Genomic DNA, 15909 nt, shown 5'->3' with positions numbered 1-15909 from the left:
CGTACGCTTGGCTGCCATCCGGCAGAGGTGCGAAGATTTCGCGTCTGCCTGCCAGCATCGAGGCCCAGCACAGATCGAGGCTCGGCACAGGCCGGACGCAAAAAAGGCCGGATCGCTCCGGCCTTTTCTAAGACATCGGTGATGGCGGCCTCAGTTGAGGCGGCTCTTCACTTCGCTGATCGCGTTGTTGAAGAGGGCGTTGCCGGTTGCGGCATCGGCCTTGGCGGCGATGACCTTCTCGGCGGCCGCGACGGCCAGGTCGACGGCGGCGGCCCGCACGGCATTGATCGCGTCGGCTTCCGCCTGCTTGATCTTCTGCTCGGAGAGCGCCGTGCGGCGGGTGACGTATTCCTCGGTCTTCTGCTTGGCGTCGGCGGTCAGCGCGCTGGCTTCGCGTTCAGCGGCCGCGACGATGCTTGCGGCTTCCGCCTCGGCATCCTTGCGCTTGCGCTGGTATTCGGCGAGCAGGTGCTGGGCTTCCTCGCGAAGACGCTTGGCTTCCGCCAGCTCGTTCTGGATCTTCTCGGCGCGGGCGTCGAGAGCCTTGCCCATCATGCCCGGAACCTTGAGATAGGCGATGAGGGCAAGGAACAGCAGGAGGCCGACAAAGGCATAGAATGTTGCGTCGAATGCCATGGTATCCTCCTTATTCGCCCGCTGCCGACTTCACGGCCGAAGCGATCTCGGCCTTGCTGGCCTTGGCACCGATCAGCTGTTCGACGACGGCTGCGGTCGTTTCCTCGGCGATCGTGCCGACATCGGCAAGCGCCTTGGCCTTGATTTCGGCGATGCGCGTTTCCGCACCGGCGATCTTGTCCTGCAGCGAGGCTTCGATCTTGGCGCGCTCGGCGTCGGCCTTGGCCTTGGCTTCGTCGCGCGCTGTCGCGGCGATCGCGTTGCCCTTGGCGCGGGCCGCGGCGAGTTCCTGTTCGTAGGAAGCGATCGCTGCGTCGGCTTCCGCCTTCAGGCGGGACGCTTCGTCGAGATCCTGCGCGATGCGGTCGTGACGCGTCTCCAGGATGCCGCCGATGCGCGGAATGACGACCTTCGACATGAGAAGGTAGAAGAGACCGAACGTGATCGCGAGCCAAAGGAGCTGCGATGCGAACGTGGTCTGGTCGAACGGGGGGAAGACGCCGGAAGCGTGCTCGCCGCCATGGGCAACACCCGTTTCGGTGTGCACTTCGCCTGCCGGCTGAGCCGCATGCGTATCCGCAGGGGTCTCATGCGTATCCGCAGGAGTTTCCGCCTGGGCGATTTCGAAGGGGGTGGACTCGGCCGATGCCAAGGTCACAGACATGCTGACCTCCAGGGGGGCACTCTCAGATCATGTACGGAACGTACGATGGACCACGGCCCTTGCGGGCCATGGTCCAGTCCTCAGCCGATATCAGACGGCGAAGAGGAGAAGGAGAGCGATGAGCAGCGAGAAGATGCCCAGAGCTTCCGTAACGGCGAAGCCGAATACGAGACGGCCGAACTGGCTGTCAGCAGCAGACGGGTTGCGCAGAGCGCCGGCCAGGTAGTTGCCGAAGATGTTGCCGAGGCCGAGAGCCGTGCCGGCGAGACCGAACGTGGCAAGACCTGCGCCGATGTACTTTGCTGCTTCCGCTTCCATGTTGAACTCCTTGAATGGGTTGTTGCGGCTTGTGAGCGGCGCCCGGAGGCACCGACGACTTTATTCCCTAGTGACCACCCGGATGCACGGCATCGTTGAGGTACATGCATGTCAGAACTGCGAAGACATAGGCCTGCAGGAACGACACGAGGAATTCGAGACCGGTCAGGGCGACGGTCATGAGAAGGGGCAGGATCGCACCGGCGACGCCGACGGCGCCAAGCGCGCTGAGCGAGGTGACGAAGCCTGCGAAGACCTTCAGCGTGATGTGACCCGCCAGCATGTTTGCGAAGAGACGGATCGAGAGGCTGATCGGACGCGAGAGGAACGAGATGACCTCGATCGAGATGACCAGCGGAAGAAGCGCACCGGGAACACCCGACGGCACGAAGAGCTTGAGGAAGCCGAAGCCGTGCTTGTAGAAGCCGTAGACCACGACCGTGCCGATGACGAGCATGGCCAGCGCGAAGGTGACGATGATCTGGCTCGTGACGGTGAAGAAGTACGGCACCATGCCGAGCATGTTTGCCGTCAGCACGAACATGAAGAGCGAGAAGACGAACGGGAAGAACTTCATCCCGTGGCTGCCCGCCCCTTCCCTCAGCATCGAGGCGATGAACTCGTAGGACATTTCCGAGACCGACTGCATGCGGCTCGGCACCAGGCCGCGCTGGCCGGTGGTGAAATAGAGGAAGCCGATGCCGGCCGCGACGGTGGCGACCATGAACAGCGAGGCATTGGTGAACGAGAAATCGATACCGCCGATTTCGATCGGAACAATCTTGTTGACCAGGAACTGATGGGTCGGATCGTTGGACACCGCTTATCTCTCTCGCTTGCCCGCCTTGCGACGGAAGTCACCCACTATGCGGACCGCGTCGTCAGACGCCGTCCTTCTTATCGGTCTCGTCCCGTCCGCCGCCGGCCTTGCCGGGCTGCCGCCCGGCCAGCCTGTCGACCGGATGGGGCGAAGCCACCATGCCGGCGGCGCGCATGACGTTCAGAACGCCGGCACCGAAGCCGAGAAGGAGGAATACGATCATTCCCCACGGCCCTGTACCCGCAAAATGGTCCAAAAGATAGCCCAGAAGCGCCCCGACGATCACGGCAGCGACGAACTCGCTCGAGAGCTTCATGGCGACCGCATAGCCTGAACGGCTCGCAGCTGCCCTCGCCTCGGCGGCTTCTTCCGCCCCGTCTGACTTGCGCTTGTCCGCGAGTTCCGCGTCGAGCCGCTTCAGCCGGTCTTCCAGACTTCCCTTTTGATCGTCGGCCATGGCATCCTCCTGCTTGCTTCCGATGAGGCGTTCGCCCCAATGCGGACATATTGAAGGCTAGGATTCAAGCCATATCCGACCCCTTTCGAAGTCGGGCGCAACATAGTTTTAGGTGCCGGCATAGTCAAGGCGTGGCGGAGCTTTGCGCCGCAGCAAATATATATAATAAAATCAATGGATTGATCGGAAGTTCACGGGAAGCGCGACTCTCTGTCCCGGGAATCGCCTGCGCTGTGGCGCGGACTCACCACAGCAGCCAGCGGGCTCAGCTCCAGCCACCGCCATAGGTGCGGTAGAAGATGTGCTTGCCGATCTTTGCCACGCGCTGCATGGTCCGGCCCCACGGCGGCTTGACGTAGGTGGCGTGATAGTGGGTCGAGGAGCCGACCTCGTCGATCCAGATCTTGCCGGCCGTGACCGCCATGGCGATTTCCTTGGCCGTCTTCCAGTGCCAGGGCGACAGGATGAGATCGGGAATACCGTCGCAGGCGAAGGAGAACTGGCAGCGGTTGCGCCAGTTCTGGTTCTGGTAGACCACGCCGCAGATCGTATCGGGATAGGCGGGATTGCGCACGCGGTTGAGGATGACCTGGGCAACGGCGGCCTGGCCCTTCAGCTCTTCGCCGCGCGCTTCGAAATAGACGCCCTCCGCCAGGCACTTCTGTTCCTTCTCGGTGAAGACGCCCGGCGGCAGCGCGGTCGCGGCCCAGGCATGATCCTCCGGCGCGATTTCCGGGATGAAGCGGCCGGTCTCGTCCTTCGGCTTCAGGATCGAATCGAAGGGCGATTCCCGCGCATAATCCGGCTCGACGCGGGCATAGGCGGTCGCGAGGATATCGGCCTTGTCGCTGGTGACGAGATCGGCGATGACGGGCGATACGCCCGGGTTCTTGCGGACCGGCGTCTTCTTGTAGAAGGCCGTGGCGATCTGGATTTCCTTGCCGCGAATGTCGGCCCGCGCGAAGACCATGCGCTGACCGTCGTTGAAGACCGGCGACAGAAGCGAGGACGTGCGTTCCAGGATCGAGCCGGCGGTGAAGTCCTTCGGCGGGCTGACCGGCATCACCGCGACGATACGGCCCTTCTTGTCGCGGCGGTTGATGCGGTCCTCGTCGGGAATGCCACCCTGGCCCTTGTGTTCGCTGCGCAGCGCCGCCTTGCCGCCATCGGGCAGGTCGACACCCGCCCCGCTCTCGACGCCGCCGGTGATCATCGCATCGGCAAAGGAGATTTCGATTTCATGCACCGAGCCGGCGGGCGAACGGGTGAGCACCATGTTCTGGTTGCCGCCCTTGCGGTTGAGCCCCGCCAGATAGGTGGCAAGGTCGGTATGCGCGGCCTGGGTCGGCACGCTGGCGACGAGGCCGGCGGCCAGGGCCAAAGGCATTTTCCATTCCCGCTTCAGATAGTCGAAGAAGCGGCCTGCCCCGGCATGACGAATGTTACGCTTACGCAACTGACTACTCCGCACGCATGTACGGGCGACCGCGCCGATGAACGACCGGCGTGCCTTGCTGCCCGGATATTTTTGTATGGGAGCCAAGCCGCGCCGAGGCACGGGCCCGAAGCGGCTCGCTGTCAGGGTAAAATGAAGCATTAACCTTGATGGTTGGTTAATGCTGATAAATGGTTGGGGGGAGGCACGGGCCTCCCCTTCACGTTTTTGTCAGAAGGTCGCGAATATGGCCGACCGGCGGCTCAAATGACGACGTGCGAGCCGAGTTCCACCACGCGATTCGTCGGCAGGCGGAAATAGTCGGAAGGGTCGGTGGCGAGGTCGGCCAGGGCGATGAACAGGCGGTCCTGCCACATGGGCATGCCGGACTGCGCATCGGGCACCAGCTTGCGGCGGCCGAGGTAGAACGAGGTCGACATGATGTCGAACTTGTGCCCCGCCTTGCGCATCACGCCGAGCGCCTGCGAGACGTTCTGCGTTTCCATGAAGCCGAAGCGCATCTCGATGCGCGAGAAGCGCTCGGAGATGCGCTCCACGGTAAAGCGGTCGGCCGGAGCCACGCGCGGCTTGTTGGCCGTCGTGATGGTCAGCACGAAGTTCTGCTCGTGCAGGACGTGGTTGTGCTTGATGTTGTGCAACAGGGCCGCGGGGGCGAAATCCGGGTCGCTCGTCAGGAAGATCGCCGTGCCGGGAACCTGCACGGGGGCATGCGTGCTGTGCTTTTCCAGCGACTTCACGAAGGCCGACATCGGCACCTCGATGCGGCGCGTCTTGTCACGCAGGATGCGTGTGCCGCGCGTCCACGTCCACATGATCACCACCACACCGGCGGCGATGGCGACCGGGACGTAGCCGCCGTCATGGATCTTGAGCAGGTTCGCGCCGAGGAAGGTCAACTCCAGCAGGAAGAGCGGCAGAAGCACCATGGCAGCGGTGAGAGGCTTCCAGTGCCAGCGTGCACGCAGGAATTCGAAGGCGAGCACCGTCGTCACGACCATCGCGCCGGTCACGGAGATGCCGTAGGCGGTGGCGAGCGATTCGGAAGAGCCGAAGAGGAAGACCAGCAGCATGACGCCGAGCAGCAGGACGGTGTTGACCGCCGGCAGGTAGATCTGCCCGGTCTGCGTCTCGGATGTGTGGAAGATCTCCATACGCGGCAGGAAGCCAAGATGGATGGCCTGGCGGGTGAGCGAGAAGGCGCCGGTGATGACCGCCTGGCTGGCGATGATCGTGGCAGCCGTGGCGAGGATGACCACCGGCAGCAGCGCCCATTTCGGGAACATCAGGAAGAACGGGTTGGAAACCGTTTCCGGCCGGGCCAGCACCAGCGCGCCCTGCCCGAGATAATTCAGGGTGAGCGCCGGGAAGACCAGGCAGAACCACGCCCACTGAATGGGCCGGCGGCCGAAATGGCCGAGATCGGCATAAAGCGCTTCGGCCCCGGTGACCGTCAGGAAGACCGCACCCAGAACGACGAGGCCGAGATAGCCCTCCGTCGCCATGAAATGCACCGCGTAATAGGGATTGAAGGCCGCGAGAATCCCGAGATCATCGGAAATATGCGTGATGCCGCCGAGACCCAGCACAATGAACCATATGGCGGTGATCGGCCCGAAGAATTTCGAGACGGCGGCGGTGCCGAGCGACTGCACGGCAAAGAGCAGCACCAGGATGACCACCGATATGGGCACGACATAATCGCCGAAAGCGGGTGTTACGAGCGTCAGGCCCTCGACGGCCGACAGCACCGACAGCGCCGGCGTGATCATGGCGTCGCCGATGAAGAGCGCCGCGCCGGCCGCGCCCATGAAGAAGAGGATGGGCGCGTGCTTGCCGGCCGTCTTCATCAAGAGTGCCAGCAGCGACAGCGTTCCGCCTTCGCCGTGGTTGTCGGCGCGCAGCAGGAAGAGTACGTATTTGATGGTGACGATGATCGTCAGCGTCCAGATCATCAGCGAGATGAGGCCGATCACCTCCTCGCGCACGAGGCCATCGCCGGAAACCGGCCGCAGCGCTTCGCGGAAGGCGTAGAGCGGGCTGGTGCCGATATCGCCATAGACGACGCCGACCGAGCCGAGCGCCAGAAGAAACATTGCGCGCGGGCGGCTTTCAGGATGCGCTGCGCTGCCGGTACTTGCGTGCATGGGACGATCAGGCGTCAAAGCCAGCCTTTCCAGCGGAAAAAGAAAAACGGAAGGATCGCCGACAGCACCATCGCCACAAGGGTGAGCGGATAGGCATAGGCGACATGCAGTTCCGGCATGAATTCGAAGTTCATGCCGTAGATGGAGGCGATGAGCGTCGGCGGCAACAGCACCACCGAGGCGATCGAGAAGATCTTGATGATCGCATTCTGCTCGAGACTGATGAGGCCGAGCGAGGCGTCCAGCAGGAATGTTATGTTGCCGGCAACGAAATTGGCATGCTCGGACAGCGACTGCACATCCCGCGTCACCGTGCGGCAGAGTTCCAGGCTGTCGCGATCGGACTGCAGCGCGGGCAGGCCATGCAGAAAGGTCAGGACGCGTGACAGCGACATCAGGCTGTCGCGCGTCTTCGCGATGAGGCGGTGCAACGCGGAGACCTGCACCACCCGATCCTCCAGGTAGCGCGGCGGCCGGCGCGCAAGATGCCGCTTGTCCCCGAAGACTTCGAGCGAGAGCTTGTCGGCCCGCGTCACGGCGATCTCGAGGATTTCGGCGGTGCGGTCCACGATGGTCTCGAGCAGGCGCGTCACCATGACGGTGGGCGAGGAACAGCCGCCGGGAATGCGGCGCATGGCAGTTCGGAATATCTCGAAGGAGCGCGGCTCCGCATAGCGGACGGTCAGCAGCCGTTCCGGCGTCAGGATGAAGGCGACGTCAGTGAGGAACGGGAGGTCGCTTTCGGCCTTCACCATCAGCGACGCCGTCATGTAGGCGGCATTGCCATCCGTATAGAGGCGGCTGGAGGGCTCGATGTCCTTGAGTTCGTCGCGGGTCGGGATTTCGATGCCGAGCATGCGCTCGGCCAGCGCCTCGTCGGCACGGGTCGGCTCGACCAGATCGACCCACACAGCACCCGCAAGGGCCTCCGCGGCGGCGGAATCGGTCTCAGCGGGCAGGGCTTGCGCCGCGCCATCGGGACGGAAGACGGTGATCACCGGCGAATGGCTCCGAAACGGACCATCGCACACACTCCTGTTACATACCGGCCTGTTACATACCGGCGCGCGGCAGGCTGGGGATATTGCGCGGCGCAACATAAAAATCAAGGCCCCCTCCCCGACCGCGCATCCGGCGGCCAGGATCGGAGGCCTTGATCATGGTGTCAGCAACCGCGAGCGGCGTCGGCCGGCCAGCCTATTCGAAGACGATGGCGGGCGCACCGCGGGCGCCCTTGCCCTGCACGGTTTCGAGTTCCTGCCAGACACGGGTCGCGATCGCGCGATAGGTCTTCGCCGCCGCGCCCTCCGGGTTGGAAACCACGACCGGCGTTCCGGCATCGGAGGTCTCGCGGATGTCCATGGTCAGCGGCACCTCGCCGAGGAAGGGCACGCCGATGCGCTGGGCCTCCTTGCGCGCGCCGCCATGGCCGAAAATGTCGTAGCGGTTGCCGGTGTCGGGCGCGATGAAATAGCTCATGTTCTCGACGATGCCGAGCACGGGCACCTCGACCTTGGAGAACATGTTGAGGCCCTTGCGCGCATCGATGAGCGCAAGGTCCTGCGGCGTCGAGACGATGACGGCACCGGCCAGCGGCACCTGCTGCGCCATGGTCAGCTGGGCATCGCCCGTGCCGGGCGGCATGTCGACGACGAGCACGTCGAGCTCGCCCCAGGCGACCTCCCGCAACATCTGCATGAGCGCGGACTGGATCATCGGTCCACGCCAGATCATCGCCACCTCCTCGTCGACGAGGAAGCCCATGGACATGACCTTGATGCCGTAGTTTTCCATCGGCTTGATGATGCGGCCCTCGATCTGCTGGGGGCGACCGGAGATCTTCAGGAGACGCGGCATGGAGGGGCCGTAGATATCGGCATCGAGAATGCCGACACGCAGACCGTTGGCCTTCAGCGCGAGCGCCAGGTTGACCGAGGTGGTGGATTTGCCGACGCCGCCCTTGCCGGAGGCGACCGCGATGATGGCACCCACACCCGGAATGCCGGATTTCGCGCGCTGCGGAGGCTGACCCGGCGCGGCATGGGCGTGGCCAGCATGATCATGCGCAGCGCCGCGGCCGGGCGGCTGCGGGGCCGGAGCGCGGGCGGCAGCCGGACCCGACGCCGCGCGCTTGTCCGCCGTCAGCGCCACCATGGCCGCCTTGATGCCGGGGATTTCCTTGACGACCCGCTCGGCGGCGGCACGCATGGGATCGAGCTCACGGGCGCGCTCGGCCGGCACGGTGATGGAGAAGTACGCCTTGCCATCGGAGATGAAGACATCGGAAACGAGGCCCATGTCGACGATGTTGCCGTCCATATCCGGGCCGCGCACCGTGCGCAGCCGTTCCAGCACCTGTTCCTTGCTTACATCCGTCATGACATCCTCTTCAGACCCCGCCGTGCGATCGCCGGCCCTGTCCGTAGATAGTGCACGCGAGGGCCGTCGCCAACGACTTTGTCTGTGACGGGAGGCTCAAGGCCTGCGGCAAAAATGGCGGCGTCAGGTAATGAGACCGCGGCGGATCGCCTTCACGACCGCCTGGGTGCGGTTGACCGCTTCCAGCTTGCGGGTGACCTGGTTGAGGTAGTGATTGACGGTGTGCTCCGACAATCCCAGGATCTCCGCGATCTCCAGGCTCGTCTTGCCGGCAGCGGTCCAGCTGAGGCACTGGACTTCGCGCTCGGTCAGCACGATCTGGCCGGTCTTCCAGGCCGAGCCGATTTCCGCAAGCCGATTGAACAGGTGTACGGAGATCATCTGCAGCATCAGACGGTCTTCGCGCTTGAGCGCGAAATCGTCGCCGCCCCAGACGACGGCGCCCCGGTTGCCGAGCGCATCGTGCACCGGGAAAAAGTGGCCGACCAGCATGCCGTGATCGGTCATCATTTCGAGCAGGTCGCCGAATTCCGGATCAGCGCCCGCCTCGCCGAGCCAATCGCGCATGTCGTAGGAGAAGGGCACGGTGGTCAGCCGCAGCTTACGGATGCCGACGCTGTGGCGGACCATGCGCATGGCATCGTATTTGGCGAGAACTTCCTGGGGCCAGTTGCTGACGATGGAATAGGCCGAGAGCTTTTCCGCCTCGAAACCCGGCAGATTGAAGACGATGAAATATTTCAGACCATACTGTTCGCAGCGCCGGCGCATGTAGCGCACGATGTCGAACTGGGTCGCCAGCCCGGCAATCTCAGCAGCGTCGTCGTTTACCTGGTATTCCTCGCTGCTTTTTTCGTCAGCAGTCATTGGTGCCCCGCACTGTTCATTTCTCCCCTTGAGCATTTGGAGCGGGACCACGCGCATTCCAGACAGTCACAAGGTGTCTTCCCATCAGTTCAAAAGCCCGGCCCTGATCGCCTTGACGACGGCCTGGACCCGGTTGACCGCGTCGAGCTTGCGCGTCGCGCGGTTCAGGTAATGGTTCACGGTATATTCCGAGAGACCGAGGATTTCCGACATCTCCACGCTCGTCTTGCCGGCCGAGGCCCAGGACAGGCACTCGATCTCGCGGCGCGACAGCGACACGTTCTCGCGCCGGCGCGCCCGCAGTTCGAGAACCTGGGTGAACACGAGATTGGCGATGGCATTCAGCTCCGCCATCTCGTCGGGCCGCAGAGCCTCACGCGTGCCGCCGAAGGCGAGCGCGCCGCGCAGGCCGGCGGAATTGTGCGCCGGAAAATAGGCGCCGCGCGGCAGGCCATGGCCCTCGAACAGGCGCATGGCGATCTCCGACTTGCCATCCGCACGGCGGCGGTTGGTGTGTTCGGCATCGTAAGAGAAGGGGGTCGTGCTCTGCCGCAGATGCTCGATGACGGGACTGCCGAAAATGAGACCCGCATTGTCGTAGGCCTGGAGCATGTCCTTCGGCCAGGACGTCATGAGAACATGCGAGGAGAAATTCGTCGGCGCTTCCGACGGCACGTTGATCAGGATGTAGCCGTTGAGGCCATGGCGATGCGCGATGGCCAGCAGAGTGTCGGCAATATCCGATTCCGATCCCATCGCCGACGGGCCAGAATCCCACCGCTGATGAAACTTCGCAGAATCCCTATGAAGTCGATCCGCCATAATCACCTTCCCTCAGCACGCATGCGAAAGTGCGGCAGGACTGCCAACACGATACACTGCTTGCTTCAGGAACCCCCGTATCCCAATGCAAGTATTTCCGATGGATCGCGCCTCAAGCCGCGATGAGCGACGCAGCCCGTGGGCTTGTCGACAATGAAGCTAATGAGCCCCTCCGCTCACGTCCAGCGCGATTTTCTAATTTACCGTAAAATGCGGTGATAAGATGGGTTTTGTCCGGTTACGTACATCAGCGATCGCGTCAGCGTTGTGGACCAAGGCGCGCATCCAACTCATTCTTGATCGCACCGGCCGCCTGCCGCACGAGGGGTACCCAGGCCTCCAGCTTTTCCTGCCCCACGCGATAAGCCGGTCCCGTGACGGAAATGCCGGCGACCAGCGAGCGGGCAGCGTCGCAGACCGGCGCGGCGACGCACCGGATGCCCGGCTCATGCTCTTCCCGGTCGAAGGCCACGCCGCTGCGGCGCACCGCTTCCAGCTCGCCGAGCAGCGCCGCGCGGTCGACAAGCGTCTGCGGCGTGAAGCGGCGGAATTCGATGCCTGAGAGAACTACCTCCAGCGCGGCATCATCAAGGGTAGAGAGCGCGGCCTTGCCGACCCCCGTGCAATAGACCGGCGAGGCATTGCCGATCTGCGAATTCATCCGCACCGCCTGACGGCTTTCCACCTTGTCGAGATAGATGATCTCGCGGCCACGCAGCACACCGAGATGCACCGTCTCGCCCGTCTGCGCGTGCAGCGCCTCCAGGAACGGTGCAGCCACGGCGCGGAACTCGTTGCGCGCCCAGCTCGCCGAGGCAAGTTTCAGGAGGCGCAGGCCCGGCAGATAGACGTGGTCGGCCCGAAGCTCCAGCAGGCCCTCCTGTACGAGATGGGTCAGCTGGCGGTGCAAGGTGCCGCGTGGCTGGCCGCTGACCGCGAGAATATCCGTGAACCGCATTGGACGCTCGGCAAGCGCCACGGCCTCCAGCACGGCCATCGTCTTGCCCAGCGTGCCGGTGCCGACCGTCTCGTCTTTCTGCTCCGTCGCCATCTGCGCCGCTCCGCTCAACTCTTGACAGGGCGGCAGCCTAGCGAAATAATTCCGAATAATCAAACTCCGTTCCGAATAATGGAACTAAATGGGAGGAGACGATGGCGAGCCGCTATCCGGACCTGGCGGGACAGGGCGTTCTGATCACCGGCGGCGGTTCGGGAATCGGGGCGGCGCTGGTCGCGGCCTTTTGCGCCGAGGGCGCCCGCGTGGCCTTTCTCGACATCGCCGAAGCCGAAAGCCGCGCCCTGGTCGCGCAACTGGCCGAAACGGCCGCCCACCGGCCTCATTTCATCAAGGCGGACCTGCGCGACATCGCGGCCCTGCGCGGCGCGATCGATGAGGCGATCTCCGTGCTCGGCGGCATCCGCGTTCTCGTCAACAATGCCGCGCGCGACGATCGGCAGGAACTGGACGCCATCGAGCCCGATGGCTGGGACGAAAGCCAGGCGGTAAACCTGCGCCACCAGTTCTTCGCCGCGCAGGCGGTCGTGCCGGCCATGCGCCGGGGCGGCGGCGGGGCGATCGTCAACTTCTCCTCCATCGCCTACCTGCTCAATATGGGAGAACTACCCGCCTATGCCACGGCGAAGGCCGGCATCATCGGCCTGACGAAGTCACTCGCCGGCAAGCTCGGGCCGGACAATATCCGCGTCAACGCCATCTTGCCCGGCATGGTGCTGACCGAACGGCAGAAGCGGCTCTGGGTCGACGAGGCCGATGCCGCCGCCGGCATCGCGCGGCAATGCCTGAAGCGCTCCCTCGTTGCCGAGGATATGGTGGGCCCCTGTCTCTTCCTGGCATCGGACGCATCCGCCGCCATCACCGCACAAACGCTCATTGCCGATGGAGGCATGCTCTGATGACCCAAACCGCTTCCCCCACCGACGCCGCCTATGTGGCCGTGGACTGGGGAACGTCCAGCTTTCGCCTCTGGCTCATCGGCCGTGACGAAACCGTCCTTGCCGAACGCCGCAGCGGCGAAGGCATGACGACCGCAGCCCGCACCGGCTTTGCCGCGGTGCTGCAAAGCCATCTCGCCGCCATTTCCGCGCCCGAGGACCTGCCCGTGCTGATCTGCGGCATGGCCGGCGCGAAGCAGGGATGGGTGGAGGCCGGCTATCTCGACACGCCGGCTGCCCTTTCCGCCATGCCCGCCGCCGCCGTGCGGGTGCCCGGTGTCGCGGCCGACATCCGCATCCTGCCCGGCCTCGCCCAGCGCGACGCGACCGCACCCGACGTCATGCGCGGCGAGGAAACCCAGCTTCTCGGTGCCGCCGCCGAACTCGGCAACGGCGACCATCTCGTCTGCATGCCGGGCACCCACAGCAAATGGGTGCGGCTCTCGGCGGGCAAGGTGGAGGGCTTCTCGACCTTCATGACGGGCGAACTGTTCGACGCCATCGCGAAGAACACGATCCTCAGCCACGCGGTTGCCGATGCCGGCGCGATCGCTCCCGACAATGCCGCCTTCCGGGCGGCCGTCACGCGCATGATCGCCAATCCGGCGCTGGCGACGAGCCAGATGTTTTCCGTGCGGGCGGGCTCGCTGATTGCGGGGCTTTCATCTGACGATGCCAAGGCGCGTCTGTCCGGCACGCTGATCGGGCTCGAGATCGCCGGCGCCCTCTCGCTGGCGGCGAAGGACACGCCCGTGACGCTTGTCGCGTCGGGCTCGCTCGGTATGCTCTACGAACAGGCGCTGGCCGCCGCGGGCCTCGCCCCTACCGTCATCGATGCCGATACGGCGGTGCGTCACGGCCTTGCCGCCGGCGCAAAGGCCCTCTGGTCGCTCTAGTCATTCAAGTAGCCGACCTCGTCGGCTGGAACGCTCGAAGAAAGTCGCAACAATGAGCCGCATCCCCTTCCCGCCGATGAAGTACCCGTTGATCGCCATCCTGCGCGGCCTGAAGCCGCACGAGACGGAGGATGTCGTCGGCACGCTGATCGAGGCCGGCTTCACGGCCATCGAAATCCCCCTGAACTCGCCGGAGCCGTTCAAGTCCATCGAGATCGCCGTGAAGATGGCGCCGGAGGGCTGCCTCATCGGGGCCGGCACCGTGCTGACCGTCGACGACGTGAACCGCCTTGCCGATGTCGGCGGGCGCCTGATGGTGAGCCCGAATGTCGAGCCTGACGTCATTTCCACCGCCGCCGCCAAGGGCATGGTCACGATGCCGGGCGTCTTTACGCCCACCGAGGCGCTTGCCGCCGCGCGGGCCGGCGCGACGGGCCTGAAATTCTTCCCGGCCAGCGCGCTCGGCCCGTCCGGCATCCAGGCGATCCGCGCCATCCTGCCGCCGGACCTGGAAATCGCCGCCGTGGGTGGTGTGTCGGATCAGAACTTCGGCGATTATGCCGCCATCGGCATCCGCAGCTTCGGCCTCGGCTCCAGTCTCTACAAGGTGGGCATGGACGGCGCCGCGGTGCGCACGCGCGCCAAGGCCACGCTCGACGCCTATGATGCCGTTTATGGAGGAAAACGATGACAGACACCCATGCATTTACCGGCCGCGTCCTGTGCGATGTCGACAGCGCGCTGGGCGAAGGCCCGACCTACGATCCGGCGACCGACACCGCCTTCTGGTTCGACATCATCGGGCAGAAGCTGCATGAGCTGCAACTCGCCACCATGAAGAAGACCGTGCACGACCTGCCTTTCCTCGGCAGCGTGCTGGCCGTCATCGATGCCGAGCGGCAGCTCATCGCATCCGACAAGGGCCTCTTCATCCGCACGGTTGCCGATGGCAAGCTCAGCCCCTTCGCCAGGCTGGAAGACAAGCCGGGCAACCGCTCCAACGACGGACGCGTGCATCCGTCCGGCGCACTCTGGATCGGCACGATGGGGCGCAAGTCCGAAACGCATGCCGGCGCGATCTACCACGTCGCAGGCGAGCGGGTGACGAAGCTTTATTCCGATATCACCATTCCCAATGCCATCTGCTTTTCGCCGGATGGCAGCGTCGGTTATTTCACCGACACGGATGTGAACCACCTCATGCGCGTCACGCTCGATCCGGCCACCGGCCTGCCGACCGGCGCGCCGCAGGTGCTGAGCGACCAGTCGGCAACGCCCGGCGGCGTGGACGGTGCGGTCTGCGATGCCGACGGGCTGATCTGGAACGCGCGCTGGGGCGCCAATGCGGTGGACGTCTATACGCCCGACGGCACGAAGATCGCCCGCCACCTGGTGCCGGCCTCGCAGTCGAGCTGCCCCGCCTTCATCGGCGCAAAAGCCGACCGCCTTTTGGTGACATCGGCGTGGCAGGGCATGGATAAAGCCGCCCGCGACAAGGATCCGCATGCCGGCCAGACCTTCGAGCTGGGCATCACGGTGAACGGCCGTTTCGAGCCGCATTTCAAACTCTAGGGGCGATCCTGACCGTCGATATGAGGGAGCGGCTGCCCGGGACCTGTCCGGGCAAGAGCCGCTCCTTTTGCATGGCGGACATCAAAAATGAGGCAAATTTTATCGGAACCAAACCCCAGGGTCACCGTTGTGTGTGCATCAGCCGGTGCGGAGGACACTTTGAGACCGCCGCGCCTTGATACCAACGAGACGAAAGGCAGGTTTATCATGAGCAAGAAACTTCTTACCTCCGTTGCCGCTGGTGCACTTTTCCTTGGCGCAGCCCTGGCTCCTGCGGCATATGCACAGGACACCAACCAGCCCGCAGCCGGCCAGACGATGGAACAGCAGCCCGGCATGACCAACGATGACGCCACGGGCACGACCCCCGGCGACACCGCTGCGACCCCCGGCGCAACGACTGACCAGAACACGGCCGAAACGCCGGCCACGACCCCGACCGAAGACACGGCCCAGGCTCCCGCCGCTGCCGGTGACGAGTATCTGACCGCCCAGTCGGATGAGCAGATCAGCGCCAACACCTATATCGGTCAGTCGGTCTACAACAGCGCCGATGAAAGCATCGGCAAGATCTCCGACCTGATCATGGAAAAGAGCGGCGGCATTGACGCTGCGGTGATCGGTGTCGGCGGCTTCCTGGGTATCGGCGAGAAGTGGGTTGCCGTGCCGTTCGAGAAGATCGCGATCACGCAGGTTCCGGATTCGGACGACGTCAAGCTGACCACGACCGAAACCGCCGAAAGCCTGCAGGCAGCGCCGGAATTCAAGACCAAGGCGCAGCAGGTCTCCGAGCGTCAGGCCAACCAGCCGGTCGACAATTCGACCACGTCGTCGACGACTTCGGGCACCCTGCCCTCCACGACGCAGCCGGCTGAATAAGCCTCAGGCTGAACGAAAGAAGCCCGGTGGCGAGCGCCACCGGGCT

The 15909-nt window shown here is 64.4% G+C and carries 17 protein-coding genes; 5 read left to right on the top strand and 12 right to left on the bottom strand.

What is annotated here, in order from left to right; all coding sequences use genetic code 11:
• Nucleotides 1-150: 150 nt before the first annotated feature.
• The 12 genes from GR158_RS08350 to GR158_RS08295 form a co-directional block, all read right to left on the bottom strand.
• The gene (locus GR158_RS08350) at nucleotides 151-636 is read right to left on the bottom strand and encodes a F0F1 ATP synthase subunit B (RefSeq protein ID WP_160870721.1); all 486 of its coding nucleotides are present in this window, start codon (nucleotides 634-636) and stop codon (nucleotides 151-153) included.
• A 10-nt stretch (nucleotides 637-646) separates the two neighbouring features.
• Nucleotides 647-1300 (bottom strand): F0F1 ATP synthase subunit B, encoded by a 654-nt coding sequence (locus GR158_RS08345; protein WP_134648930.1) that lies wholly within the window; start codon nucleotides 1298-1300, stop codon nucleotides 647-649.
• A gap of 90 nt (nucleotides 1301-1390) precedes the next feature.
• Complete coding sequence (locus GR158_RS08340; RefSeq protein ID WP_117368645.1) at nucleotides 1391-1618, bottom strand: F0F1 ATP synthase subunit C; 228 nt, start codon at nucleotides 1616-1618, stop codon at nucleotides 1391-1393.
• Between the two features lie 67 nt (nucleotides 1619-1685).
• Entirely contained in the window at nucleotides 1686-2438 is a 753-nt protein-coding gene (locus GR158_RS08335) for a F0F1 ATP synthase subunit A (protein WP_134648931.1), read from the bottom strand.
• A gap of 61 nt (nucleotides 2439-2499) precedes the next feature.
• The gene (locus tag GR158_RS08330) at nucleotides 2500-2895 is read right to left on the bottom strand and encodes an AtpZ/AtpI family protein (RefSeq protein ID WP_160870720.1); all 396 of its coding nucleotides are present in this window, start codon (nucleotides 2893-2895) and stop codon (nucleotides 2500-2502) included.
• Nucleotides 2896-3160: 265 nt separating this feature from the next.
• Nucleotides 3161-4282 carry a cell wall hydrolase gene (locus GR158_RS08325; protein ID WP_160870719.1) on the bottom strand — a complete coding sequence of 374 codons (1122 nt, stop codon included), beginning with the start codon at nucleotides 4280-4282 and terminating at the stop codon, nucleotides 3161-3163.
• A 311-nt stretch (nucleotides 4283-4593) separates the two neighbouring features.
• A complete protein-coding gene (locus GR158_RS08320) occupies nucleotides 4594-6495 on the bottom strand; it encodes a potassium transporter Kup (protein ID WP_160870718.1) in 1902 nt (633 codons plus the stop codon).
• A 14-nt stretch (nucleotides 6496-6509) separates the two neighbouring features.
• Nucleotides 6510-7493 (bottom strand): magnesium transporter CorA family protein, encoded by a 984-nt coding sequence (locus GR158_RS08315; RefSeq protein WP_371731631.1) that lies wholly within the window; start codon nucleotides 7491-7493, stop codon nucleotides 6510-6512.
• Between the two features lie 199 nt (nucleotides 7494-7692).
• On the bottom strand, nucleotides 7693-8874 hold the full coding sequence (locus GR158_RS08310) for an Mrp/NBP35 family ATP-binding protein (RefSeq protein ID WP_160870717.1): 1182 nt from the start codon (nucleotides 8872-8874) through the stop codon (nucleotides 7693-7695).
• A 123-nt stretch (nucleotides 8875-8997) separates the two neighbouring features.
• The gene (locus tag GR158_RS08305; protein ID WP_160870716.1) at nucleotides 8998-9741 is read right to left on the bottom strand and encodes a LuxR family transcriptional regulator; all 744 of its coding nucleotides are present in this window, start codon (nucleotides 9739-9741) and stop codon (nucleotides 8998-9000) included.
• An 84-nt stretch (nucleotides 9742-9825) separates the two neighbouring features.
• Nucleotides 9826-10497, bottom strand: coding sequence for a LuxR family transcriptional regulator (locus GR158_RS08300; RefSeq protein WP_246665587.1), 672 nt, complete (start codon nucleotides 10495-10497; stop codon nucleotides 9826-9828).
• Between the two features lie 325 nt (nucleotides 10498-10822).
• Complete coding sequence (locus GR158_RS08295) at nucleotides 10823-11614, bottom strand: IclR family transcriptional regulator (RefSeq protein WP_202402202.1); 792 nt, start codon at nucleotides 11612-11614, stop codon at nucleotides 10823-10825.
• Nucleotides 11615-11715: 101 nt separating this feature from the next.
• Here GR158_RS08295 and GR158_RS08290 point away from each other — a divergent pair, with 101 nt between their 5' ends.
• The 5 genes from GR158_RS08290 to GR158_RS08270 all read left to right on the top strand — a co-directional run bounded on the left by GR158_RS08290 (nucleotide 11716) and on the right by GR158_RS08270 (nucleotide 15863).
• Nucleotides 11716-12477, top strand: a complete 762-nt coding sequence (locus tag GR158_RS08290; RefSeq protein ID WP_160870714.1) for an SDR family NAD(P)-dependent oxidoreductase — start codon at nucleotides 11716-11718, stop codon at nucleotides 12475-12477.
• Nucleotides 12477-13412, top strand: coding sequence for a 2-dehydro-3-deoxygalactonokinase (locus GR158_RS08285; protein WP_160870713.1), 936 nt, complete (start codon nucleotides 12477-12479; stop codon nucleotides 13410-13412). The genes GR158_RS08290 and GR158_RS08285 overlap by 1 nt, the downstream gene beginning before the upstream one ends.
• A 52-nt stretch (nucleotides 13413-13464) precedes the next feature.
• On the top strand, nucleotides 13465-14103 hold the full coding sequence (locus tag GR158_RS08280) for a 2-dehydro-3-deoxy-6-phosphogalactonate aldolase (protein ID WP_160870712.1): 639 nt from the start codon (nucleotides 13465-13467) through the stop codon (nucleotides 14101-14103).
• Nucleotides 14100-14984: an SMP-30/gluconolactonase/LRE family protein gene (locus GR158_RS08275; RefSeq protein ID WP_160870711.1), complete on the top strand. Its 885-nt coding sequence runs from the start codon at nucleotides 14100-14102 to the stop codon at nucleotides 14982-14984. Before GR158_RS08280 ends, GR158_RS08275 begins: the two co-directional genes overlap by 4 nt.
• Nucleotides 14985-15191: 207 nt before the next feature.
• Nucleotides 15192-15863 carry a PRC-barrel domain-containing protein gene (locus GR158_RS08270; protein ID WP_160870710.1) on the top strand — a complete coding sequence of 224 codons (672 nt, stop codon included), beginning with the start codon at nucleotides 15192-15194 and terminating at the stop codon, nucleotides 15861-15863.
• Nucleotides 15864-15909 lie beyond the last annotated feature (46 nt).

Source organism: Shinella sp. AETb1-6 (assembly GCF_009826875.1).
In the GTDB taxonomy this organism is placed as follows: domain Bacteria; phylum Pseudomonadota; class Alphaproteobacteria; order Rhizobiales; family Rhizobiaceae; genus Shinella; species Shinella sumterensis.
This window is presented reverse-complemented; position numbering and strand designations above follow the sequence as displayed.

Excerpts from the sequence above, each read along its gene's own strand:
- GR158_RS08295 (WP_202402202.1), bottom strand. The coding sequence starts at position 11,614 with ATGGCGACGGAGCAGAAAGACGAGACGGTCGGCACCGGCACGCTGGGC.
- GR158_RS08290 (WP_160870714.1), top strand. The coding sequence starts at position 11,716 with ATGGCGAGCCGCTATCCGGACCTGGCGGGACAGGGCGTTCTGATCACC.
- GR158_RS08325 (WP_160870719.1), bottom strand. The coding sequence starts at position 4,282 with ATGCCTTTGGCCCTGGCCGCCGGCCTCGTCGCCAGCGTGCCGACCCAG.
- GR158_RS08305 (WP_160870716.1), bottom strand. The coding sequence starts at position 9,741 with ATGACTGCTGACGAAAAAAGCAGCGAGGAATACCAGGTAAACGACGAC.
- GR158_RS08285 (WP_160870713.1), top strand. The coding sequence starts at position 12,477 with ATGACCCAAACCGCTTCCCCCACCGACGCCGCCTATGTGGCCGTGGAC.
- GR158_RS08345 (WP_134648930.1), bottom strand. The coding sequence starts at position 1,300 with ATGTCTGTGACCTTGGCATCGGCCGAGTCCACCCCCTTCGAAATCGCC.
- GR158_RS08320 (WP_160870718.1), bottom strand. The coding sequence starts at position 6,495 with ATGCACGCAAGTACCGGCAGCGCAGCGCATCCTGAAAGCCGCCCGCGC.
- GR158_RS08275 (WP_160870711.1), top strand. The coding sequence starts at position 14,100 with ATGACAGACACCCATGCATTTACCGGCCGCGTCCTGTGCGATGTCGAC.
- GR158_RS08270 (WP_160870710.1), top strand. The coding sequence starts at position 15,192 with ATGAGCAAGAAACTTCTTACCTCCGTTGCCGCTGGTGCACTTTTCCTT.
- GR158_RS08330 (WP_160870720.1), bottom strand. The coding sequence starts at position 2,895 with ATGGCCGACGATCAAAAGGGAAGTCTGGAAGACCGGCTGAAGCGGCTC.
- GR158_RS08350 (WP_160870721.1), bottom strand. The coding sequence starts at position 636 with ATGGCATTCGACGCAACATTCTATGCCTTTGTCGGCCTCCTGCTGTTC.
- GR158_RS08310 (WP_160870717.1), bottom strand. The coding sequence starts at position 8,874 with ATGACGGATGTAAGCAAGGAACAGGTGCTGGAACGGCTGCGCACGGTG.
- GR158_RS08280 (WP_160870712.1), top strand. The coding sequence starts at position 13,465 with ATGAGCCGCATCCCCTTCCCGCCGATGAAGTACCCGTTGATCGCCATC.
- GR158_RS08300 (WP_246665587.1), bottom strand. The coding sequence starts at position 10,497 with ATGGGATCGGAATCGGATATTGCCGACACTCTGCTGGCCATCGCGCAT.
- GR158_RS08340 (WP_117368645.1), bottom strand. The coding sequence starts at position 1,618 with ATGGAAGCGGAAGCAGCAAAGTACATCGGCGCAGGTCTTGCCACGTTC.